Genomic DNA, 3,314 nt, shown 5'->3' with positions numbered 1-3,314 from the left:
TTAAATTCCTCTGGATTTTGAAAAATTTTGTATGCAATTTTTATAATAGACTGAAAAACAACTACATCATAGATAACCTCTGAAACTTTTTTTTTATCATACATTACATGACTTAATGAATACAAGCAATAATTATTTAATTGTTTATGAAAATAACCCATGTTTGCTTGTTCCTTTAATAAAACTTAAAGTTCATACGGGCATTCTACCTTATCTTCGGTCCAGTAATATGATTCTAAAGTTAACTCACACCTCTTCATCATAAATTTCACGATTAAAAATTAACCAACAAGCATCTAACAATCTATTGATGTTGATAAATGAAATACAAATATCTTCTGATGGACAACTTGAAGCATTTCCTAAGGCATGCTCCATGATATCTTGTATATCAAACTCTATTTGTGAAAGCGTTTGTTCTTTAAAAACCTCCTTAAATATCAAGTATGGATTTAGATATTGATCATAGGTTAATCCTGATACATAAACTAAATACTTTGAATGTAACACATCATTAGTTTCACGTATACGTTCATATTTATCAATATTCTTTAAAATTTTAAAACTGGCTCGAATCAACGATTTCAACATATTAAAAATTTCTAACGATTCCATTGGACTTGTATAGATTTCAAATTTTTTATCGAATGCATATTTTAATAATTGATTGAAATTCGTTTTAAAATTTGTTAGCGATTCAAATTCAAAAATAGCTTGAATTAATTCATAGGGATTTTTAATTTTCCTATTACACCAAGACTCTGCTTTTAAGGATAATTTTTCTTTTTTCATGATTTCTAATTTTTAAATTAAACTTCTGATTAAACATTTATAAATTTTGTAGTTGAAGAAATTAACTTATCAATTATTGAAAACGTATCATTATCAAAGATTAACTGATTATGATCATTTATTGCAGATTGTATGGTTTGTATTAATTGAATTAATTGATTATTTTCTTGAGTTGTAAATTCAATAAAAACGTTTGGGTTTGCGAAAATTACTAAGTCAAAAAGCGTTTGTAAATTAGTTGTTTGAGGTTTAATAATCACCTGTGAGAAGACAAATAACTGTAATTGTTTTGCCAAAATGTCTGCTAGAACCTTACTAGAAATATATTTTACAGTGGTTTTATTTTCGAATATTGGTTTGATTTCGTTATTATAAGTATCTATATTTTGGTTTAGTAAAAAAAATAGATCGTCAAAATATGAAATCTTACGGTTAAACCAATGCATTTTAGGGTAATAGTCCGAACTGTAAATTTTATTCTTGGTATTCATAAAGTTCATTTTGAATTTGATAACGTGTATAGCAAATGGAGGTTATATGAACATTATCAATTGGATTTTGTTCTATGTGTTGCAAATAGGTTTTTAAATCTTTTGTTGCTTTGTGTTTTAATACCACAAATACATAAAAATGTTCATGCTTTTGATTACTATCAAAAGTTGTGATTTGGTGGAATAGAAATAATTCTTCCACCTCATCAAACTTTTTTAAATGATCTAAAGCTTTATGATTCATTAATTCGTGATCGTAAAGACCAAAATTTTGAACTTTTTGCAATGATTTGTTTCTATCTGAATCATTAATGTAAATCGCATAAGTTTTATTGATCAGTATAAAGAACTGTTTTTGAATCTTTTGTAAGCTTTTTCCAAAATCGTCGTAATAGCCCGAATCATCATCATTAGTTATGTAATCGATTAAAAAGTAGGCTTCTTCGTTTTTTTTAACCAGTAGTTTTTTTACTTCTGGAATAAAAAGCTCTAAAATCAACAAGCGTTGGGTAATTGTTTTACTTTCAAATGAAGTTCCGAAAAGCATGAGTTCTAAATAAGTAATATCATTCGTAAATGCTTTTATCATGAATTGCCAAGCACCTTGTAGCCTTTCTTTTATAAATTGATCACTTATTTTTTTCAACATCAGGTATTTTTCTTCATAACTACTAAGTAACTTTTTTAAATCGCTGTGACCTGAATGTGTACTTAAACTTATTTTTTCAGTATTGTACAGGCAATTATTATCACGTAATAAGTGTACGAGTATGAAATCGTTATATGCACTTGCAAATTCAAAATCACAATCGTTTAACAATACCATTAAAATTTGATTTTCTTTTAAAATAGCATTTTGGAAATCGACAGAAAATGAATTTTCAATTTCTTTTTTATCTTTCACTTTTAACCATAAAATGTGATACTCCGTACGAGCGGTTTTATCAAACCAAATGGCTTGAATTTCTTTAGTACGAATACTTTCTTCTAATTTACAGTTCAATTCATCTGGTAAACGAACTGTTTTACTGAATTCTTTTTCTTGAATATTCATAATTCTATATTTTTAATTGTTCGTAATCTGAATTTCATTAAACAGCTTTTGACAAAGACCTAAAGTTTTTGCACAAGCCAAATGATCTATAGCTTTGGGTATGTGATCTGCTTTTGGTAGGAAGTCTATCGGTGTGCTCAACAAATGAAGGATTGTTTGAACTTCAATAGAATCCATACATTTATTGTATATTTCAGGTAACAGGGCTTGGAATAATTGCATCAAATATCTGCAACTGTATATAGCCGGAATGTATTGTAGCTTTTGATATAAAAGTCCAAGGATTAACTGTTGCAAGATATTTTTAAGTAGTAAAACATGTCCGCTTTGGTATACTAAATCTTGTTTTTGAAAAGCAGTAAACCAAGGTGTTATATAGGCTAAGCGTTCTGTCCAATACTTTTCTTGTAATTTTTTGGCGTTAGTAGTTTCAACAAGCTTTTTATTTATTACTAAGTTACTTTTCAAATACAAAACATTTTGAAGTACTATGAATTTATTAAAAAAAAGCTGAAAGGTTTCTTCATTTTTTTGAAGCCATTCCAACGTATGAATCAAACAGAACACTTCTACTTTACCTTTGAAATGATTGGAAACCTTTTGAACAAGCACATCGTGTTGTTGGATGCGAAGAGTTGGCGAAAATAAAAGCAGATTGAATTTATAAGTATCGTTACTGTTTGTGTTAATTAAACTTTTGGTACTTAATGAATAAATAGCATCTATTTTATAGGCACTGATTAAAAAAGCAACAAGCTTTTTTAGTAGCATTTTTTCATTTGAACTATTTGAAAGTTGTGCATCGATTCGTTTCGTGTAAAAAATATTCGATTGTTTAAATGCATGGGTTAGGATTTCTAATGCGCTGTTCAGGGTTTTATCGAAAATACTTTTAGGAGTTGCCCCCAGTATATATTGCGATTGATCTATAAATAAACCCTCCTTCATTTTAGAGATTTTATAGACAATTTTTGAGA

4 protein-coding genes are annotated in these 3,314 nt (G+C 27.9%); all 4 read right to left on the bottom strand.

The features are described from left to right. Positions 1–246: 246 nt before the first annotated feature. Positions 247–792, bottom strand: coding sequence for a hypothetical protein (locus EG240_RS16200; protein ID WP_125020367.1), 546 nt, complete (start codon positions 790–792; stop codon positions 247–249). A gap of 29 nt (positions 793–821) precedes the next feature. Continuing rightward, on the bottom strand, positions 822–1,283 hold the full coding sequence (locus EG240_RS16195; RefSeq protein ID WP_125020366.1) for a hypothetical protein: 462 nt from the start codon (positions 1,281–1,283) through the stop codon (positions 822–824). After that, positions 1,267–2,337, bottom strand: a complete 1,071-nt coding sequence (locus tag EG240_RS16190) for a hypothetical protein (protein WP_125020365.1) — start codon at positions 2,335–2,337, stop codon at positions 1,267–1,269. Before EG240_RS16190 ends, EG240_RS16195 begins: the two co-directional genes overlap by 17 nt. A 12-nt stretch (positions 2,338–2,349) precedes the next feature. Then, positions 2,350–3,314, bottom strand: a 965-nt coding sequence (locus EG240_RS16185; RefSeq protein ID WP_203229337.1) for a hypothetical protein, incomplete at its 5' end; no start/stop codon positions are given.

It is taken from the genome of Paenimyroides tangerinum, assembly GCF_003865405.1.
GTDB classification, from domain to species: Bacteria; Bacteroidota; Bacteroidia; order Flavobacteriales; family Flavobacteriaceae; genus Flavobacterium; species Flavobacterium tangerinum.
Note: the sequence above shows the minus strand (reverse complement) of the source record. Positions and strands in the feature narration are given on the sequence as shown.